Source organism: Acidiluteibacter sp., from assembly GCF_055129545.1.
Genome location: NZ_JBSRUB010000013.1, coordinates 652,466 through 668,529 on the forward strand (window position 1 = coordinate 652,466; position 16,064 = coordinate 668,529).

Below are 16,064 nucleotides of genomic sequence, written 5' to 3' on the forward strand. Positions count from 1 at the left end.
GCAGTTTGTTTAATTATTAAATGTTGCGATGTCTTCGTTTTTAACATCTGATTCTATTTCTCCATCTCTCAATCGAATGATTCGGTGAGCGTGCATCGCAATGTCTTCTTCGTGTGTCACCAAAATAATGGTGTTTCCTTTTTTGTGAATTTCATCAAATAAGGCCATAATCTCATACGAAGTTTTAGAATCCAAGTTTCCTGTTGGTTCATCGGCCAATATAATAGAAGGGGAGTTCACCATTGCTCTAGCTACCGCCACACGTTGTCTTTGTCCACCCGATAATTCATTTGGCCGGTGATCCGTTCGGTCGCTCAATCCCACTTGAGTGAGCATGTTGGAAGCTATTTCCTTTCTGTCGGTTGAATTTTTTCCGGCATAAATTAATGGCAATGCTACATTTTCCAATGCCGTTGATCGTGGCAATAAATTAAAGGTTTGAAATACAAATCCAATTTCTTTGTTTCTGATTTCAGCCAATTCGTTGTCGGTTAGTTTGCTAACGCTATTCTCATTCAAAATGTACTCTCCTCCAGTTGGTGTGTCCAAGCAACCCAAAATGTTCATCAATGTCGATTTCCCAGATCCGGAAGGTCCCATTAACGCCACATATTCGTTTTTTTGAACTTCAAAAGTAAGCCCTTTGAGTACCTTAATTACCTCCGTTCCGAGTTTGAAGTTTCGAGTCAAATTGGTGATGCGGATAATTGGATTCATAGTGTCGAATTTGATTCAAATTTATTGAAATCTATAGGATTTAATTGGACTTAATGATAAACGGTAAAATCCTCTTTTGGTTGTTCTTTTCTAAAAAATACGAATCCATAATAATAAGTGTCTACTGTTACTTTTACACGGTTATCTGCTTTTATTTTTTTCCAAGCTTCAGTCATTCCTTTGCTCCAGTATATATCGTCAAATATAAAAAGGGTTTCATTGTGAATATAAGGAATGCATGTTTCAAAATAGTTTAAAGTAGCTTCTTCAGTATGATTGCCATCAAAATAAACTAAATCTACCCTTTTAAGTTTTTTTAAAAGGACTGGTAGTTGCTCATTAAAATTACCAATGATTGAATGGATGTTTTTAACACCTAATTTTTCGAAATTCAGCTGAGCTACTTTGGCAATATTTGGACAGCCTTCAATGGTATAGAGTTGATTGGTAGAATTGTATTGCGACAAATACAAGCTGCTTAATCCAAAAGAGGTTCCTAATTCTAGACTTACTTTCGGTTGGAAATGCTTCGCTAATCGAAACAACAGCTGCGCTTGTTTTTTCGGTTTCAACGCGCTCTTCGCGATGGATTGTATGCTTCGGTTTGCATTTTTCGTTGTTTTAGAACCAGTGCCCAAATCAGTAACTGCGATTTTTTGTTCGGTCAATAATAATTTGGCCCGAAGAGATTCTATACTTCCAAAAATATAGTAGAGGTCTTTTGAATCAATTACCTCTTTCACAAATTGGTATATAAAAGGCGAATGAATGCCATGTCCTCTTTTTTTGGAGACCAATAAATGCCTAATAAAGTGAAATAGGGCGTGAAGTTGATTCATGTTGCGAATTTACCTTTTTGGAGCTCAATAGAAAAGTGTTTTGAAAGCGGAAGTGGTTTTTATTGACTCTATATTTCGTAAGCATCCAAAAAAAACTCCTTTCCGAATAATCGAAAAGGAGTTTAATTTATTTTTAAATCAAATGATTACCAGATTACTGCTCTTACAGAATCTTTTGCAACCATTGGGCTGTTTGCATCGCAACCAAATGCTTCGCTAAATTCACTAAGGTTAGCCAATGGTCCTTTTACTCTGTATTCACCAGGAGAATGAGGATCAGTAATGATTCTGTTTCTCAATTCTTCTTCAGTCATATTCATGTGCCACACTTGTGCCCATCCTAAGAAGAAACGCTGCTGTGGAGTAAATCCATCAATTTTGGCAGGAACTTCTTTGCCTTCAAATGATTTCTCCATTGCATGGTAAGCTAAAATTAAACCACCTAAATCGGCAATGTTTTCACCTAACGTTAATTTACCATTTACAAATACGCTGTCTAACGCTTCAAAGCCATTGAATTGCTCCACCACTTTGTTGGCTCTTTCGTCAAATGCAACTCGGTCAGCTTCTGTCCACCAATTTTTAAGGTTTCCTTCAGCATCATACTTGCTTCCTTGATCATCAAATCCATGAGTGAATTCATGACCGATTACTGCTCCAATTCCACCGTAGTTTAAAGCTGCATCAGCATCTTTGTCATAAAAAGGAGGCTGAAGTATTCCGGCTGGAAAAACGATCTCATTCTGAGAAGAACTGTAATACGCATTTACAGTTTGTGGAGTCATGTACCATTCATCTTTGTCCACTGGTTGGCCTAGCTTGTCCACCATTTCTTTATGGCCAAACATCCGCGCATTAATGATATTCTGAACTAAATTGTCTGTTATTTCAACACTGCTGTAATCTTTCCATTTGTCAGGGTAACCAATTTTCTTATTGAAAGAAGCTAGTTTCTCCAAAGCTTTCTCTTTAGTAGAATCGCCCATCCAAGTCAAGTTTTCGATTCTAACTTTAAATGCTGCTCTTAAGTTTTCTACCATTTCACTTACTTGCGCTTTACTTTCTTCAGGGAAGTGACGTTCTACAAATGCTTTTCCTAGTAATTCCCCTAAGCTACCATTCACAGTACCTAAAGAACGTTTCCATCTAGGCTTCATTTCTTTCGTTCCTCTTAATGTAGTAGAAAAGAAACTGAAGTTTTGTTGATCAAAATCTTCACCTAAGTATGCTGCGAAATTATCTACAACACCCCATGACATATAAATTTTTAATTCATCGAGGCTGTATCCTTTTATATAGGTTATCGCTTTGGTGATAAAATCTGGTTGAGAAACAATGATATTGTCTACCCCTTTTAATCCCAATGTTGAAACGTAAGTGACCCAATCAACTCCTTTAAATTTTGTTTTGAAATCATCAAAAGCAAATTTGTTGTAAGTTTTGTTTGGGTCTCTTCTTTCAACTCTGCTCATTGAGACCTTTGCAAGATCAGTTTCAATTTTTAGAATAGTGGCTGCTTTACTTTTTGCAGTAGCTTTGTCATCACCTAATAAAGTGAACATTTTTACAATGTGATCAACATACTTTTCTCTAATTTCAATAGATTTGGCATCGTCGTTCAAGTAATAATCTCTATCAGGAAGTGTTAATCCACTTTGATAGATATGAGTGATATAAGCCGCACTGTTTTTGTCGTCTTGTCCAACGTACATTCCAAACATTGACCCTATACCTTTAGTCGCATATTGGGCAGAAAGGTTTATGAATGCTTCTTTTGTTGTTAATGCTGCAATTTCTGCTAACATTGGTTGAATTGGTTGTGCGCCTAATTCGTTTTGTTTGGTAGAATCCATGGCGCTCTTATACAGGTCACCAATTTGCTGTTCCTTACTGCCTTTTTTGGCATCAGTCATTGCTGAGTACTCATCTAAGATTGCTCTTAAACGAGTGTTGTTACCTTCCGTAACTACATTAAAACTGCTCCACCTGCTTTCAGTCGACGGGATAGGATTGTCCTTCAACCAACCACCAATGGCGTATTGATAGAAATTGTCGCAAGGTGCTACAGTCGTATCTAAGTTGGATAATTCAAAGCCACTCGGCTTTGCAGGAGTTTCGATCGCTTCCTCTTTCGGTGCCTGTTGACATGCAAATAATGCAGCCACAGGAAGAATTAGTAATATTTTTTTCATCTGATTTGTTAATTTGAAAACAAACTTAACGCTTTGAAATCAGAAACTACTTATTTTTTGATAAAAGGCAACTTTTATGGAAGGGAGGTAGAATAGATAAAGTAATATAAAATAGAAAAAGCGAATCTACGATCCGCTTTTTCCATTCCCTAAAAAACTACTACTGAATTATGAACCTCTAGAAAGGCCGTAATCATTCCTGATTACACTTCAAATATAAAACAATTATTTAGAATATGTGTAAATACCTACGTATTTTTTTAAAATATTTTTTAGTTGGTTGATATTTAGGGGTAAAAAACTTTAATGTTACCTTAATATAAGGATTCGTTCTTTTTTAATGGGAGTCGTATTTTTGCCGCGAATTTAATTTTTAGGGTTTTGAAGACTTTCTTTTTTGCAATTGTGTTCTCATTTAGCGTTCTTGTTAAAGCGCAATTAAATGATTTAATGATTACTGAGTTTGTAGATTGGGATCCAGGTTCTGGTTTTATTGTTAAAGTATATAATCCAACTTCGAGTACGATAAATTTGTCGAACTATTATTTTCATTATTTCACCAATGGAAATTTGAGGTTTGAAGCTTCAGTTCAATTAAATGGAACAATAGCCTCTAATCAGACTAAAATTATTGCAAATAACCATACCGGATCAATGGGGTGTAACTTTGATATCGTATTATCAAGTATTTCTTCTGGAACGAATGAAAACGATGGGGTAGCGATTACTTTTGGTCCTGCAGCTTCGAATGTACAAAATTCAACTTTTGTTGACATGATCAACTGCTTCGGAACGGATGTGGAACCGAAAATAGATGGGACAAGTAGGGCATTACTTCATAAAAAGATAGTTCGTAAAAGTGACAACTGTATTCGATACACTAGTACAGACGGTACTTCGTTTAATTCATGGCCATCATCTAATTCTGTGAATGTGCAAGGTTGGACAGTTAGTGGAGTAAATTGTTTAAGTGTTGGAAATACATTCAATCCTTTTAATATTCAGAATACAGTGAACCTTTCTTTTTGTCAAGGAGGAAGTGTAATAATTAATGGGAAAGTAATTACTGCAGCTGGAATCTATAGAGACACTTTGCCGTCATTTAATAAATGCGACAGTATTGTGGTTTATACTGTTTCAATAGACAATTTGAAACAAAAAAGTGCGAATGCTTCCATTTGTGAAGGTGATTCAATCTTTTTAGAAGGTCTTTACAGGAAGGTATCTGGTTCCTATAAAGACACCATTAAAGTAACAAACGGTTGTGATACATTATTAACGACTCAATTGAATGTGTTGCCAATTGCTCGTACTGCAGAAACCATCAATAAGTGTGATGGGCAATCGGTCGTTGTAAATGGGCAAACTTATTCCGCCAATGCTGTTATTATTGACACTTTGCAGACAAACAAAGGTTGCGACAGTATTCACGTTACGACAATTAAATTTTCTACTTCAATTTCGATCAATAAAAAATTTACTTTGTGCGAAGGGGAATCTATTGAAGTGAATGGAATAAACTATTCTACAAATGCTGATTTTAAATATGTAAAATCTAGTGCTACGGGTTGCGATACTACAGTAAATGTAATAGTGCATGTCGTGAGAATTGATGCTACTTTTAAATGGCAATCATCAATTGGCGACTTCAGGATGGTTTCCTTTCAAGCAAATGACTTATCGGGAGTGAGTTATTTATGGGATTTTGGAGATAATGCAACTTCTATAGATATGAATCCAACACACAACTTTTTGCCAGGACGTTATTCGGTAACGCTAAAAATAATAGGAGAAAATGGATGTGAGTCTGAATCGACCCAATTAGTGGAAGTGTTAGAGAGTACAGACGATTTGTTTGTACCGAACGTATTTACACCCAATGGTGATTATGTGAACGATTTTTTCGAATTGACTTTTGCTGCTCCTTTTGAACTACAGGTTTCTATTTTTAATCGTTGGGGAGAATTGATTTTTGAATCCAATGATTGCTATTTCAAATGGAATGGAGAGTACCGTGGTAAAAAAGCTCAAGCTGGAACCTATGTTTACATTATCACCGGAAAATTTAACCGCAAGGGCACGCTGACACTTTTGCGGTAAATAGTAAGTCAATTAGCTTAGTGTGAGTGCTACATAAGATTTAATTTAAAAACAATAACATATAGAATTGATTTTTTAAACTATCTTAGTTGACACACAATTGCTTTTTAGTTGACTAAAGATGAGTAATGGATTATTAGTTTATTTAGCAGATGATCATCGCATTGTTGCAGATGGAATTGCGGGTCTTCTTAAATCAATGGACAAAGTTATTGATGTTCTTGTTTTTCCAGATGGGCAACAATTGTTTCAACAATCTCTTATTTTAAAGCCGGATTTAGTCTTTTTGGATTATGAAATGCCAAAATGGAATGGCTATCATACATTGGAACAATTAAAGAATCGGTTTCCAGAAATTAGGTGTTATTTTCTTTCAATGGTGAATGAAAAGCTAATTATTGAAAATTGTATAAAAGCTGGTGCTTCTGGATTCCTAAATAAAGACTGCAGCTTTCAAGAATTGGAAGAAGCGGTTAAATCTGAAAATGAAATTTACTATTCTAAGGAAGTTCTGCGCAGTCTGAGTGGGTTGCTAATTACAAAACATTCTGATCCTATTCTTTTAGATGTAAAATTAACTGAGAGAGAATTGGAGATTTTGCGGTATTTATGTGATGGGTATAATCCAAAGGAAATCTCCCAAAAAGTATTCTTGAGTCCACGAACGGTGGAAACACATAAGAACAATATCATGCAAAAGTTTGATGTGAATAGCATCGGAAAACTTTTAAGTATTGCCTTGAAGAACAATATAGTCTGATATGCGTAAGGCTTTTTCTATCATACTTGTTTTTAGTAGCTTGTCTGTTTGTTGGGCTGGCAATATTGGTGGGGCGGTTGAAGCTATTTTTTTGAAATACCAATCAAACAATACATTAAATGATTTTGAGAATGCAGTAGATTCAATATTAAAGTTAAATGAATATGGTTTAGAAGATCAAATTGCAGTTTTGCATAGTGCCATTTCATTGTTAACAAAATCAAATCAATACGATAAAGCAATGCGATTTGCACACTTTGGCATTGGTATTACCAAGTTTCCTGAGTGTGATTCTGCACATGCCAGTTTTCTAAAACAAATTGGAATGATCGAATATTATTCCAATAATAAAATGAAGGCTTTTGAGAGTTTTCATGTGGCTTCAAAATTTGCAAAAGAAAAGGGAATACTTCCAATTGAGGCTACTTGCTATAGTAATATGGGTGGAATCCTGATAGATCAAAATCGCATCAATGGAGCAGAAAACTATTTAAAACGTGCGATTGATATCAATACCCAAATAGGAGAAAGTCAAGTTTTGTCTAATCTAATTAGCAAAAGAATATTAGCTACTTTGTATGTTCGTAAAGGAATGCATAAGGAGGCGAATGTATTGTTTGAGTATATCACTCAAAAGGCATATGAGTTGAATGATACTTTATTAATCTGCTCGAATTTGGTGTTTTATGCGGAGCAGTTGATGTTGTTGAAGTCAAATGAAAAAGCGTATTTAAAAACGAAAGAGGCGATGGTATTGGCAAAGTCTTTAAAAAATAAGCAAGACCTATACATGACAATGGCTACTCACGCCAAAGTATTGACGTCGTTAAAAAAGTATGAAGAAGCATCAAGAATAAGAAATGAGATGCTATCGCTGCAAAGTGAAATGTTTGCAAAGGAATCTCAAAAACAATTAATTGAATTAGAAACGAAGTACAAAGTAAAAAATATAGAACAAGAAAAGGAATTACTTGAAAACGAGAATGAATTTAAAAGAATAGAAATCGAGCGTTCAAATTCAGAGAAACGCATTCAACGATTACTTTTTGGAGGAATTCTTCTGTTAATAACCTTGGTCGCTTTTTCCTATTTAATTTGGAAGCATAATAAGGACAAAGTGCAACAAGAATTGTATAAACGGAAGGAGCTCGAAGCAATAGTTGAAGCGCAGGAATTGGAACGAAATAGAGTGGCAAAAGATCTACACGACGGAATTGTTCAAGATCTGACTGTTATGAAATTGAAAGTAGGATCTATTATCAATAACCCGGAATCTTCACACTCAATTACTGATTTTGAGAACTCGATTTCAAATGCCATCCGAGAAGTTAGAGAAATTTCATACCAAATGATGCCAGTTGTATTAAGAACTAGTGGATTGGTAGACGCTTTTACAGAATTGTTAGAAAGAACCTTTATTCCTTTAGAAATTAGTTATGATTTTACCCACTTTGATAGAAAGAGTCGGTTTGAAGAAAAGATAGAAATAGCCATTTATCGAATTGGTCAAATATTAATTAATAATATAATTAGGCACAGTGAAGCAACTAATGTGGTGATAGTATTAAGGTCTGTACCCAGTCATATTTTATTTATTGTAGAGGATAATGGAATTGGGTTTGATTCAGATCAGATAAAAAAGGGAATAGGTTTACAAAGTATCAATAGTAGGGTAGAAATGATAAATGGCCAATTGAACTTTGACTCTTCGCCAGGTAATGGAACAAATTGCCAAATAAGAGTTCCATTATAATGTTTACGTATTCCTTCGTAAAGAATTGGTATGATTTACTGAAAATTCTTTTGATCTAATCCATCAACTTTGGGTTTGAAATAGGATACATATTTAAAGTTGCTCTATTTTAGTGTTAGTTAAATTAGTTTTTAACTAGAGTAGGACGTTGGTTAGTAAATTAGCCAACGTTTTTTTGTGTTGAATTTTACGAAATTTTACGTAGTTGAATCAAGAATATTTACTGAATTTATTTTTTCTGTTTCATGTCACATTTGTAGGACACTAAAATAGAATAGAAATGAAAAAAGTAATTATTTATGGCGCATTGCTATTTTTCGTATCGTCGGCGTGGTCGCAAGTCGAAGTTACCGCCAAATCCTTCGATTTGGATTCAATAAAATTGCATAAAGGTTGGCGATTTTTTCCAGGAGAATCAACTAGTAATGGGGAGCTCATTGTAAAGTTAGGAAAAACCACTCGTTGCGATGTGGATAAAAATTTCTTTGGAGACCGAACATTTAAAGGAGTAGGTTGGAGTTTTCTAGAATTAAAATTCGATAAGGATTTAAACTTTCAAACCAAAAATGAGAAAGCGTTTGAAAATACGATGAGGGCACTTGATTATGCTCCCGTTTTTGGAGAAAAATTTGTTCCCGGCGGTGGACGCTTTGTCATCACTAAAGATTACTTGAATACGACTACAGTTTCTCCAACTATTTCTATAACGAACTTCACTGTAAGTAGTTTTAGCTTTTTTGGTAAAGTGAACACTGATCTTGATGGAAAGTATTGTTGGGAAACAATAGAAGCTAAAAAGGAAAATTCAGTCATTGCAAAAGAAGAAAAAGGACAAAAGTGGATCGCACAAAGTTCTTTTAATTTTCCGGGAGGTGGAGACGTATTATTCGCCACTGATGGAGTGTATCCAGAAAAAGAATTGATTCACTATGTATTCAAAAGGTATGGGAGTAATCTGGATGTTGAGAAAAAAATATACATCCCATTTAAAACCAATATTTCTTTAAAAGTGCTTCCAATTGAGGTAGGAAATGGTAAAAAGGATTATATAATTGTCGCTCAGGCAGCCAAAAAATATGCTAAATCAGTGCCATTGAGTAATCCCGATTTTCTGGAGTTAATCTATATCGATGGAGAAAATTTTGAAATAAAGTATAGAACAATTTCTAACTTAAAATATAGCTTTTGGAATGCGAACCAAATCATTAAAAAGGATGATGGATATTTTATTGTTGGAGCAGCAGGAGAGGATGCAAAATCCATGATTGAAATGCCTGGCTATACCAATTTTAGTGATATCAAAATTGGGAAGTTGATGCTGAATGTTCCTGCTGAATTACCAAATTTTCAGATCGTTAGTGTGAATAATAGCGGCAATATTGATTGGGTCAAAGGTTTAAGTGTTGAAGAAGCGCAGCCCCTTGTGACTATTTTGTCGGGTATTGACCTAAAGACTAAGTCTGTTCCTGTTTTCATTTGTCCATCGTCAACTATAGGTGCTTGGGGAGGTGGTGAGGCACGAGCAGTTTTTAACAATAATAGATTGATCATTAGTTTTCAGCAGATTCTTAAACCAGGTTCTTATTCAAAACCAACTGAAGATAGAGGCAATTTGGTGACTATGATTTTCGATGACAAAGGAAGTTTGCAACGATACTTTATAAAACCGGAGCAAACCTACACCAATCATGAGACATTCTTTTCAAAGGATTTTAAAACAATGTATTGGGCAACTTACGAATTTGATGAATTGAACGATCTGCCTTTTGAAAATGGGACGAGTGCTACCTCAAAAAAAGTAAAAGGGTTGTTTGCAGCAAATCTTCATTTTGTGAAGTTCGATCTAGATAAATGTTCATCAGAAGGCATTCAGCACCTTGGGAAAGGAGAATGGGTAATTGATGGCAATAATCCTGTTTTATTGGATTCTGATGATGCCATTGTTTTTCTAGGACGCACATTGTCTAAAAAGGCAAAAGATACCGAGCTCATTCTAGCAAAGGTAAAAAAATAGAAAAATCAAATCGCTACTTAAATATTAGAATTACTGGGCTTGTTTCCAAATTTCACTGAAAACAAAAGGGAGTCTTTAATCATGATTTTCCTTTGTAATTGACTGTGAATAAATTTAATAATATATCAAATCAACTTAAAATTAAAAATTATGAAAACAAAGATGAAAAATTTAACCGTATTAATTTTCTTGAGTATGTTGACCTTAATTGGCTGTGAAAAAGAGGATGATAAACCGGATGTAAAGGATCCAATTATAGAGAACCCCAAAGACACAACTAAACCTACGCCAACTGTAAAACAGAATACTATTTTAATAGGTAATGAATTGATTGGAGCAACTGGTTTTGGATTTGCAAGTGGACAAGCTGCCGCTAATTTAAACGCAAACTCTTCAAATGCAAAAGACATTCGATTTTTCTTTAGTAATGCAGATACTCAGAATGGACTGAATGAGCCCGCAGAAGGAGTCTATACTTTTATTGAGTCAACTTCGGGCCTAGTGACTGAGTCAGGAAAGGTAAATATGAGAATTAATGTAAATTCTAGTGTTTATTCTTTTTATATGACCACAACAACTGGAGGTACTCTAGAAATTAAAAAGATTGATGGGTATACACATTACATTTTTAATAATGTAAAAATGATGCAATACACTTCAATAGGTTCGCCATTAGTGCCTGCCGAAATCAATGTTTCTGGAAATTTAGGTGGTGATCCTCACCTTGGGGTAGAGAATGGAGTTGCACCTAGCTCAATGCAATACGTATTCAACAATACGGTTACTACTATTACGGCTACTCGAATAAGCACAGGTTCTAGTAACTATGTGGACATAAATAACGGAGAAATTTACATTTATTTTAAGTCAAATCTTGGTGTTCCTCCTCCTGGGGATTACACTGTAATTGGAAGCTTAGCAAATACTTTTGCTTATGAATCTTCTAAAATTCAACAGGGGTTAGATTGCTTAATTGCCTATTACAAAGACGGTCATTATTCCATCGCTTCTGGTGTAAAATTGAAAGTAGAATTAGTAAATGGAAAGACTCGAATCACTACCAATAATGTTTTGATGAATCAAAGTTCACGTGATACCCCTCCATTTTTCCCGTTGTCCATAAATGTGGATGCACAGTAATACTTGAAAATGCAGTCTGGTTCAAACTAAATAAATGAACATAAAAAAGCCGCTTCTAAGCAATTAGAAGCGGCTTTCTCATTCTATTAGAGAATTACAGTTTGTCAATGAAGCTTTTGATTTCTTCTTTGGCTTTTCCTGTTTTCTCTTGAATTCTACCTATCAATTCATCTTCTTGACCTTCTTCGTATTTTAAATCGTCTTCAGAAAGGTCAGCATATTCTTGCTTTAATTTTCCTTTGAATTGATTCCAATTTCCTTTTAATTTATCGCTTGTCGCACTCATAATAGTAATTTTTAAGTTTATACTGTTTGAATTAACTAAATGCGAGAAACGTTCCAAAATGAATAGTGGAAGTTTAGGTGTTTGTTAATTAGCGGACTACATTAAATTGATTGATTTTGAAAGGATTCGAAAGTGAGGAAAGGTTACATCAAAAGGTGGATTATTTTGCCAATGGAGCAGGAGTCAGATGCTATTTATAATAAAAAGGGTTCTCTTATTTTTAATGCATTATTTTTCAGTATGCTGAGAGAGCTATTTTGATTAGACATAAATATTCAACTAGGAGGGAGTTATTAGTACTTGTTTTGAGAGCAGTTGAAATTAATTTGCAATGAATTACAACTATTACCTAGTAGGATTTCACAAAGTTTAAGCAAGAGTAACCGCTTCTTTAAAAGTCCAATTGAGGTATAATGTATAATTTTGGGGGCTTTAAAAAGTGAAACTCATGAACAACGATAAAATCAAGAACTTCATAAAAGAAGTAATAGCGAAAATGCCAGCTGGTTGGTTGGGAATAACCACTCATCGACTAGATATTTATGATGAATCGTTGGCTAAAACTCAATTTGTAGATCAGTTCGAAGAACTATATCAGGCCAATAATTCAGATGCAGCAGCGCTAAATGCATTGCCTACGGCATACGATTACATCCGTTTGGGGCATCCATTGTCTTGCGTGTTGGAATGGGGGATTGCAAAATTGAACCACCTCAATTCTAACAATGTAATCAGCTTTTCTTCAAAGTCGGTTCCAATTTTGGCCATTTTAAGAAAGAACTTACTTGAGAATAAAAATACATTAATCACATACAGTGGCGAACTCCCTAACTGCTTCGATGCAGAATTGGTGCGTCGAGTGTATGGCTATCATTTTGAATTAAAGAAAGTAGAGAATGCTGATGCCATTCCCAATTTTGATGGCAGTGTTGTTTTTATTTCTCAGCAAACCGAAATTGGAGCTTTTGAATTACAGTCATCGGTAGATTTTTACATTGCAATTCATGCTGATTTAGGTAGCGTGATTGTTGTGAATGAAGCTGAAAATGAAACTTATGTTTCAGAAATACAGCACGTGAGAAGAAGAGAAACCATTTCGATGACACCTATTAACTGCCTGACTGCTTTGGAATTGTTGACGGATCAAATGCCAAACGCAAACAAAAGTAATCGGGATACAAATAAAGCACAGGTTTTAAAAACCATTCAATCCATAACTGAAACTGAAGCTGCGCCAATCGTGGCATCTAGCGGATTGTCGATTCAGTATGCCATAATGATGGGATTAATTCATGAAGCAATTGAAAAGCACCCAGGAAAGGCGATTAAATTCATTGTTCCGCCAAATTGTTATGGAGGAACGAATGACCAAGCCCGTCGAGTTGCGGCTTGCTTGGATAATGTTGAGGTCGTTGATTTGCCTGTAGATGGCGACAACGATATGGTACAAAGCATCAATATTGTGTTGGATAAAATCGCAAACGAAGATGCTGTTCCTTATATTATTGCAGAAATTCCGACCAATCCGAGAGTGGAAGTGCCAGATATGGATCAATTGAAAGCTGCTTTATGTTCTGAGCGTAAAACGGCATCTAGTGAAGCAGCTATTGACCCAGTTTTTATTTTGGATCAAACATTTTGTCCCAACATTCATTTCTTAGGTGAGGCAGAAATTCTTTCATCGGTTCGTACAATTTCGTATGCAAGTGGTTCTAAATTTCCGAGCGGAGGCCAATGCACCGCAGGTTATTGTGTTGCCAATAAAAAGGCAGCTGCTCTGATGCATAAAATCGAAACACACCTTCAGTTGTGCGACAATGAAGCAACGACTCTTCAATATGAAATATTAGCCAGACAGCTACCATCAATGAATCAACGAATCATCGATGCGTATAAAAATACAAGGGAGTTTGTCAACTTTATTAAGGAGACATTGCCAACGGCTAAAATCAATTTTGTTTCTGAAGAGTTAGCTTACGAAGGTTTTACACCATCTGTTTTTTCGTTGGATTTGCCTACAAAAGGAAATACTCCTGAAGAAAAAGAAGCCCATAAAAGAGCATTGAATTTGAAGCTCATCAATTTGATGATTACTCAAATTCCAAATGAGAGTAAATTCTGTGTGAGCTATGGCCAGTTAAAAGGCTGCTATTGGACCATTCCGGCTACTTCTACGCAAGGAACTACCAAAGAAGGAGATAAGGATTATATCGTTCGTGCCTCTTTGTCGCCAAATTTAGACCTTGACTTGCATAAAAAAGTATTTGCAGCCTTTGTTGAAAGTATTTGATGATTGGAATACATTCTCATTATATGAGATGAATTATATTACCTTAAACAGAATTAAACTTCAAATTGCTGAATATGGAATTTAAGAATAGTAAAGATTCACAACTTATCATGACACAGCTAATGTTGCCTTCGCATTCTAATTTTAGAGGTGTTATTCATGGCGGATTTGTATTGAGTTTGATGGATCAGGTTGCTTTTGCATGTGCATCCAAGCATTCAGGACATTATTGTGTCACTGCTTCTGTGAATAGGGTCGATTTTTTGAATCCAATAGAAGTGGGCGAATTGCTGACCTTGAAAGCATCTATCAATTACACAGGTCGCACTTCTATGGTAGTGGGATTAAGAGTAGAGGCCGAAAATATAAAAACAGGTGCTATTAAACATTGCAACTCTTCTTATTTTACTATGGTGGCCAAAGATGATGATGGTGTAAGTGTTCCTGTACCCGGTTTAATTCTAGATTCAGAGGAAAGTATTCGACGATTTGCCCGAAGTGTGAGAAGGCAAAATCAAGCGCGCACAAGAAAAGAGAACTTTCACGAAGCTGAGTTTAAATCAGAAGATCACATGAAGCTGATTGAAAGTATGAATGCAAAGATTCAGTTGGAGAGGTAGGTTACATTTAAGTTTCTTTACCCATAAATCCAACTCTCCGAATTCATTATTAATTCTAAGTTTAAAATAAGGATAGAAATATTATTGCTTAATCTGCGTTATCGATATAAAGCTATTTTTATGAAGGATGTTTTCGTTTTATTGATTCTCTTTATTTTTTTAGGGTACAAAAATCCGGAGTCTACTAAAATTATTTCTTTGCAAGAGGCTGTTGATCAGGAGCTAATTGAGTTGGATATAAAAGGAAATATAGAAAGTCCGCATTATCATAAACCCATAGAGCTTAAGGTGAAGAGTGTAAGTGATTTTTCATTTATTCTAAATGTTAAAAACGGGCAAAGATTCCTAACTCAAGATTCTTCTGTTCAAGATATGATAGTGGTTAAGTCAGAGTTGATAGCTTTAGAACCCGGCTCCGAAAAGTCATTAGATTTGAATGCTATGTGCACTCAAAGGCAAAATAGAGGTCCTGCCCAAAATGAACGTTATGTTCTTGGTCCAATGGCTGAAAAGCATTTATTGCAAGTTAGCCAAAAGGTTCAAGCTCTTGAAACCTATAACACGATTGGTCAGTATGCGATTTGGACGATTTCAAATAATATAGGCCTTGACGAGATAGCCGGGTTTAACGAAGTCGAAGCAGAAGCGCTTCAAAAGTTTGTATCAGAAATTACAGGAAGAGAAATTCCTGAGAAAGATACCACTGATTATTTAACCAATTATAATAGACCATCTCTAGCTGTCAGAACTTTAGGAGGTAAATTTGAATATGGGTTAGTGAAAACATCAGCAGTAACCATAGGTCTTTTTAACGAACAGAATATAATCGTAAGAGAGTTACTTAATAAGCCTGTTACGCCTCGTGGAGACCATGTCTTAAATTTTGAATTTGATATGGCAGCTTATACTGAGCCTGTTTATTTTGTGAGATTGATTATTGATGGAGAAATAAAAATAAGCTATCGGATAGAAGTCTAAAAAGTAAGAGAATAAAGCTTTTTAATAGTCTTTAAGGTTATACTAAAAGAATGCTTTATCCATTTATTTGGTCGAAAATAATGATTACTCTGGGGATATATCCCATAAAAAAACTGGGTTCTCTTAATTAATTGGGCAAAAAATAGAAGGCAAAAAAAAACTCTCTTGAAAATCAAGAGAGTCTTTTTTTGTGGGCGATATTGGTCCCGATAGCTATCGGGACGAACCATTTGAACTTTAAACTTGATCTAAATACTAATTCAGGAATAAAGATTTTAGTGCATAAAAAAAGCCGTTTCAGTTTTGAAACGGCTTTAATCTTGGTGGGCGATACTGGATTCGAACCAGTGACCCCCTGCTTGTAAGGCAGGTGCT

At 35.2% G+C, this 16,064-nt stretch carries 12 protein-coding genes; 8 read left to right on the plus strand and 4 right to left on the minus strand.

The genetic code is table 11. The annotated features are described in order from the left end of the window. Positions 1–9: 9 nt before the first annotated feature. From ACTB0X_RS08815 to ACTB0X_RS08825, 3 genes are all read right to left on the minus strand, one after another. Positions 10–717: an ABC transporter ATP-binding protein gene (locus ACTB0X_RS08815; RefSeq protein WP_463024634.1), complete on the minus strand. Its 708-nt coding sequence runs from the start codon at positions 715–717 to the stop codon at positions 10–12. A gap of 50 nt (positions 718–767) precedes the next feature. Continuing rightward, a complete protein-coding gene (locus tag ACTB0X_RS08820; RefSeq protein WP_463024635.1) occupies positions 768–1,556 on the minus strand; it encodes an O-methyltransferase in 789 nt (262 codons plus the stop codon). A 146-nt stretch (positions 1,557–1,702) separates the two neighbouring features. Then, positions 1,703–3,748 (minus strand): M13 family metallopeptidase, encoded by a 2,046-nt coding sequence (locus ACTB0X_RS08825; RefSeq protein ID WP_463024636.1) that lies wholly within the window; start codon positions 3,746–3,748, stop codon positions 1,703–1,705. Between the two features lie 405 nt (positions 3,749–4,153). On the opposite strand from ACTB0X_RS08825, the gene ACTB0X_RS08830 reads away from it, so the two are divergent. The 5 genes from ACTB0X_RS08830 to ACTB0X_RS08850 all read left to right on the plus strand — a co-directional run bounded on the left by ACTB0X_RS08830 (position 4,154) and on the right by ACTB0X_RS08850 (position 11,515). Next, positions 4,154–5,848, plus strand: coding sequence for a T9SS type B sorting domain-containing protein (locus tag ACTB0X_RS08830; protein ID WP_463024650.1), 1,695 nt, complete (start codon positions 4,154–4,156; stop codon positions 5,846–5,848). A gap of 121 nt (positions 5,849–5,969) precedes the next feature. Continuing rightward, on the plus strand, positions 5,970–6,608 hold the full coding sequence (locus ACTB0X_RS08835; protein ID WP_463024637.1) for a response regulator: 639 nt from the start codon (positions 5,970–5,972) through the stop codon (positions 6,606–6,608). Between the two features lies 1 nt (position 6,609). Further along, on the plus strand, positions 6,610–8,361 hold the full coding sequence (locus ACTB0X_RS08840) for a sensor histidine kinase (RefSeq protein WP_463024638.1): 1,752 nt from the start codon (positions 6,610–6,612) through the stop codon (positions 8,359–8,361). Between the two features lie 280 nt (positions 8,362–8,641). Beyond that, positions 8,642–10,375, plus strand: coding sequence for a hypothetical protein (locus tag ACTB0X_RS08845; RefSeq protein WP_463024639.1), 1,734 nt, complete (start codon positions 8,642–8,644; stop codon positions 10,373–10,375). 150 nt (positions 10,376–10,525) lie between these two features. After that, on the plus strand, positions 10,526–11,515 hold the full coding sequence (locus ACTB0X_RS08850; protein ID WP_463024640.1) for a hypothetical protein: 990 nt from the start codon (positions 10,526–10,528) through the stop codon (positions 11,513–11,515). 94 nt (positions 11,516–11,609) lie between these two features. Here the strand turns inward: ACTB0X_RS08850 and ACTB0X_RS08855 are convergent, their stop codons facing one another. After that, the gene (locus ACTB0X_RS08855) at positions 11,610–11,801 is read right to left on the minus strand and encodes a CsbD family protein (protein WP_463024641.1); all 192 of its coding nucleotides are present in this window, start codon (positions 11,799–11,801) and stop codon (positions 11,610–11,612) included. A 448-nt stretch (positions 11,802–12,249) separates the two neighbouring features. Between ACTB0X_RS08855 and ACTB0X_RS08860 the strand changes: the two genes are divergently transcribed. The 3 genes from ACTB0X_RS08860 (at position 12,250) to ACTB0X_RS08870 (ending at position 15,689) form a co-directional block, all read left to right on the plus strand. Next, a complete protein-coding gene (locus ACTB0X_RS08860; RefSeq protein WP_463024642.1) occupies positions 12,250–14,091 on the plus strand; it encodes a PLP-dependent aminotransferase family protein in 1,842 nt (613 codons plus the stop codon). A gap of 68 nt (positions 14,092–14,159) precedes the next feature. Further along, a complete protein-coding gene (locus ACTB0X_RS08865) occupies positions 14,160–14,711 on the plus strand; it encodes an acyl-CoA thioesterase (RefSeq protein ID WP_463024651.1) in 552 nt (183 codons plus the stop codon). 120 nt (positions 14,712–14,831) lie between these two features. Beyond that, positions 14,832–15,689 (plus strand): hypothetical protein, encoded by an 858-nt coding sequence (locus ACTB0X_RS08870; RefSeq protein ID WP_463024643.1) that lies wholly within the window; start codon positions 14,832–14,834, stop codon positions 15,687–15,689. The last annotated feature ends 375 nt before the right edge of the window (positions 15,690–16,064 follow it).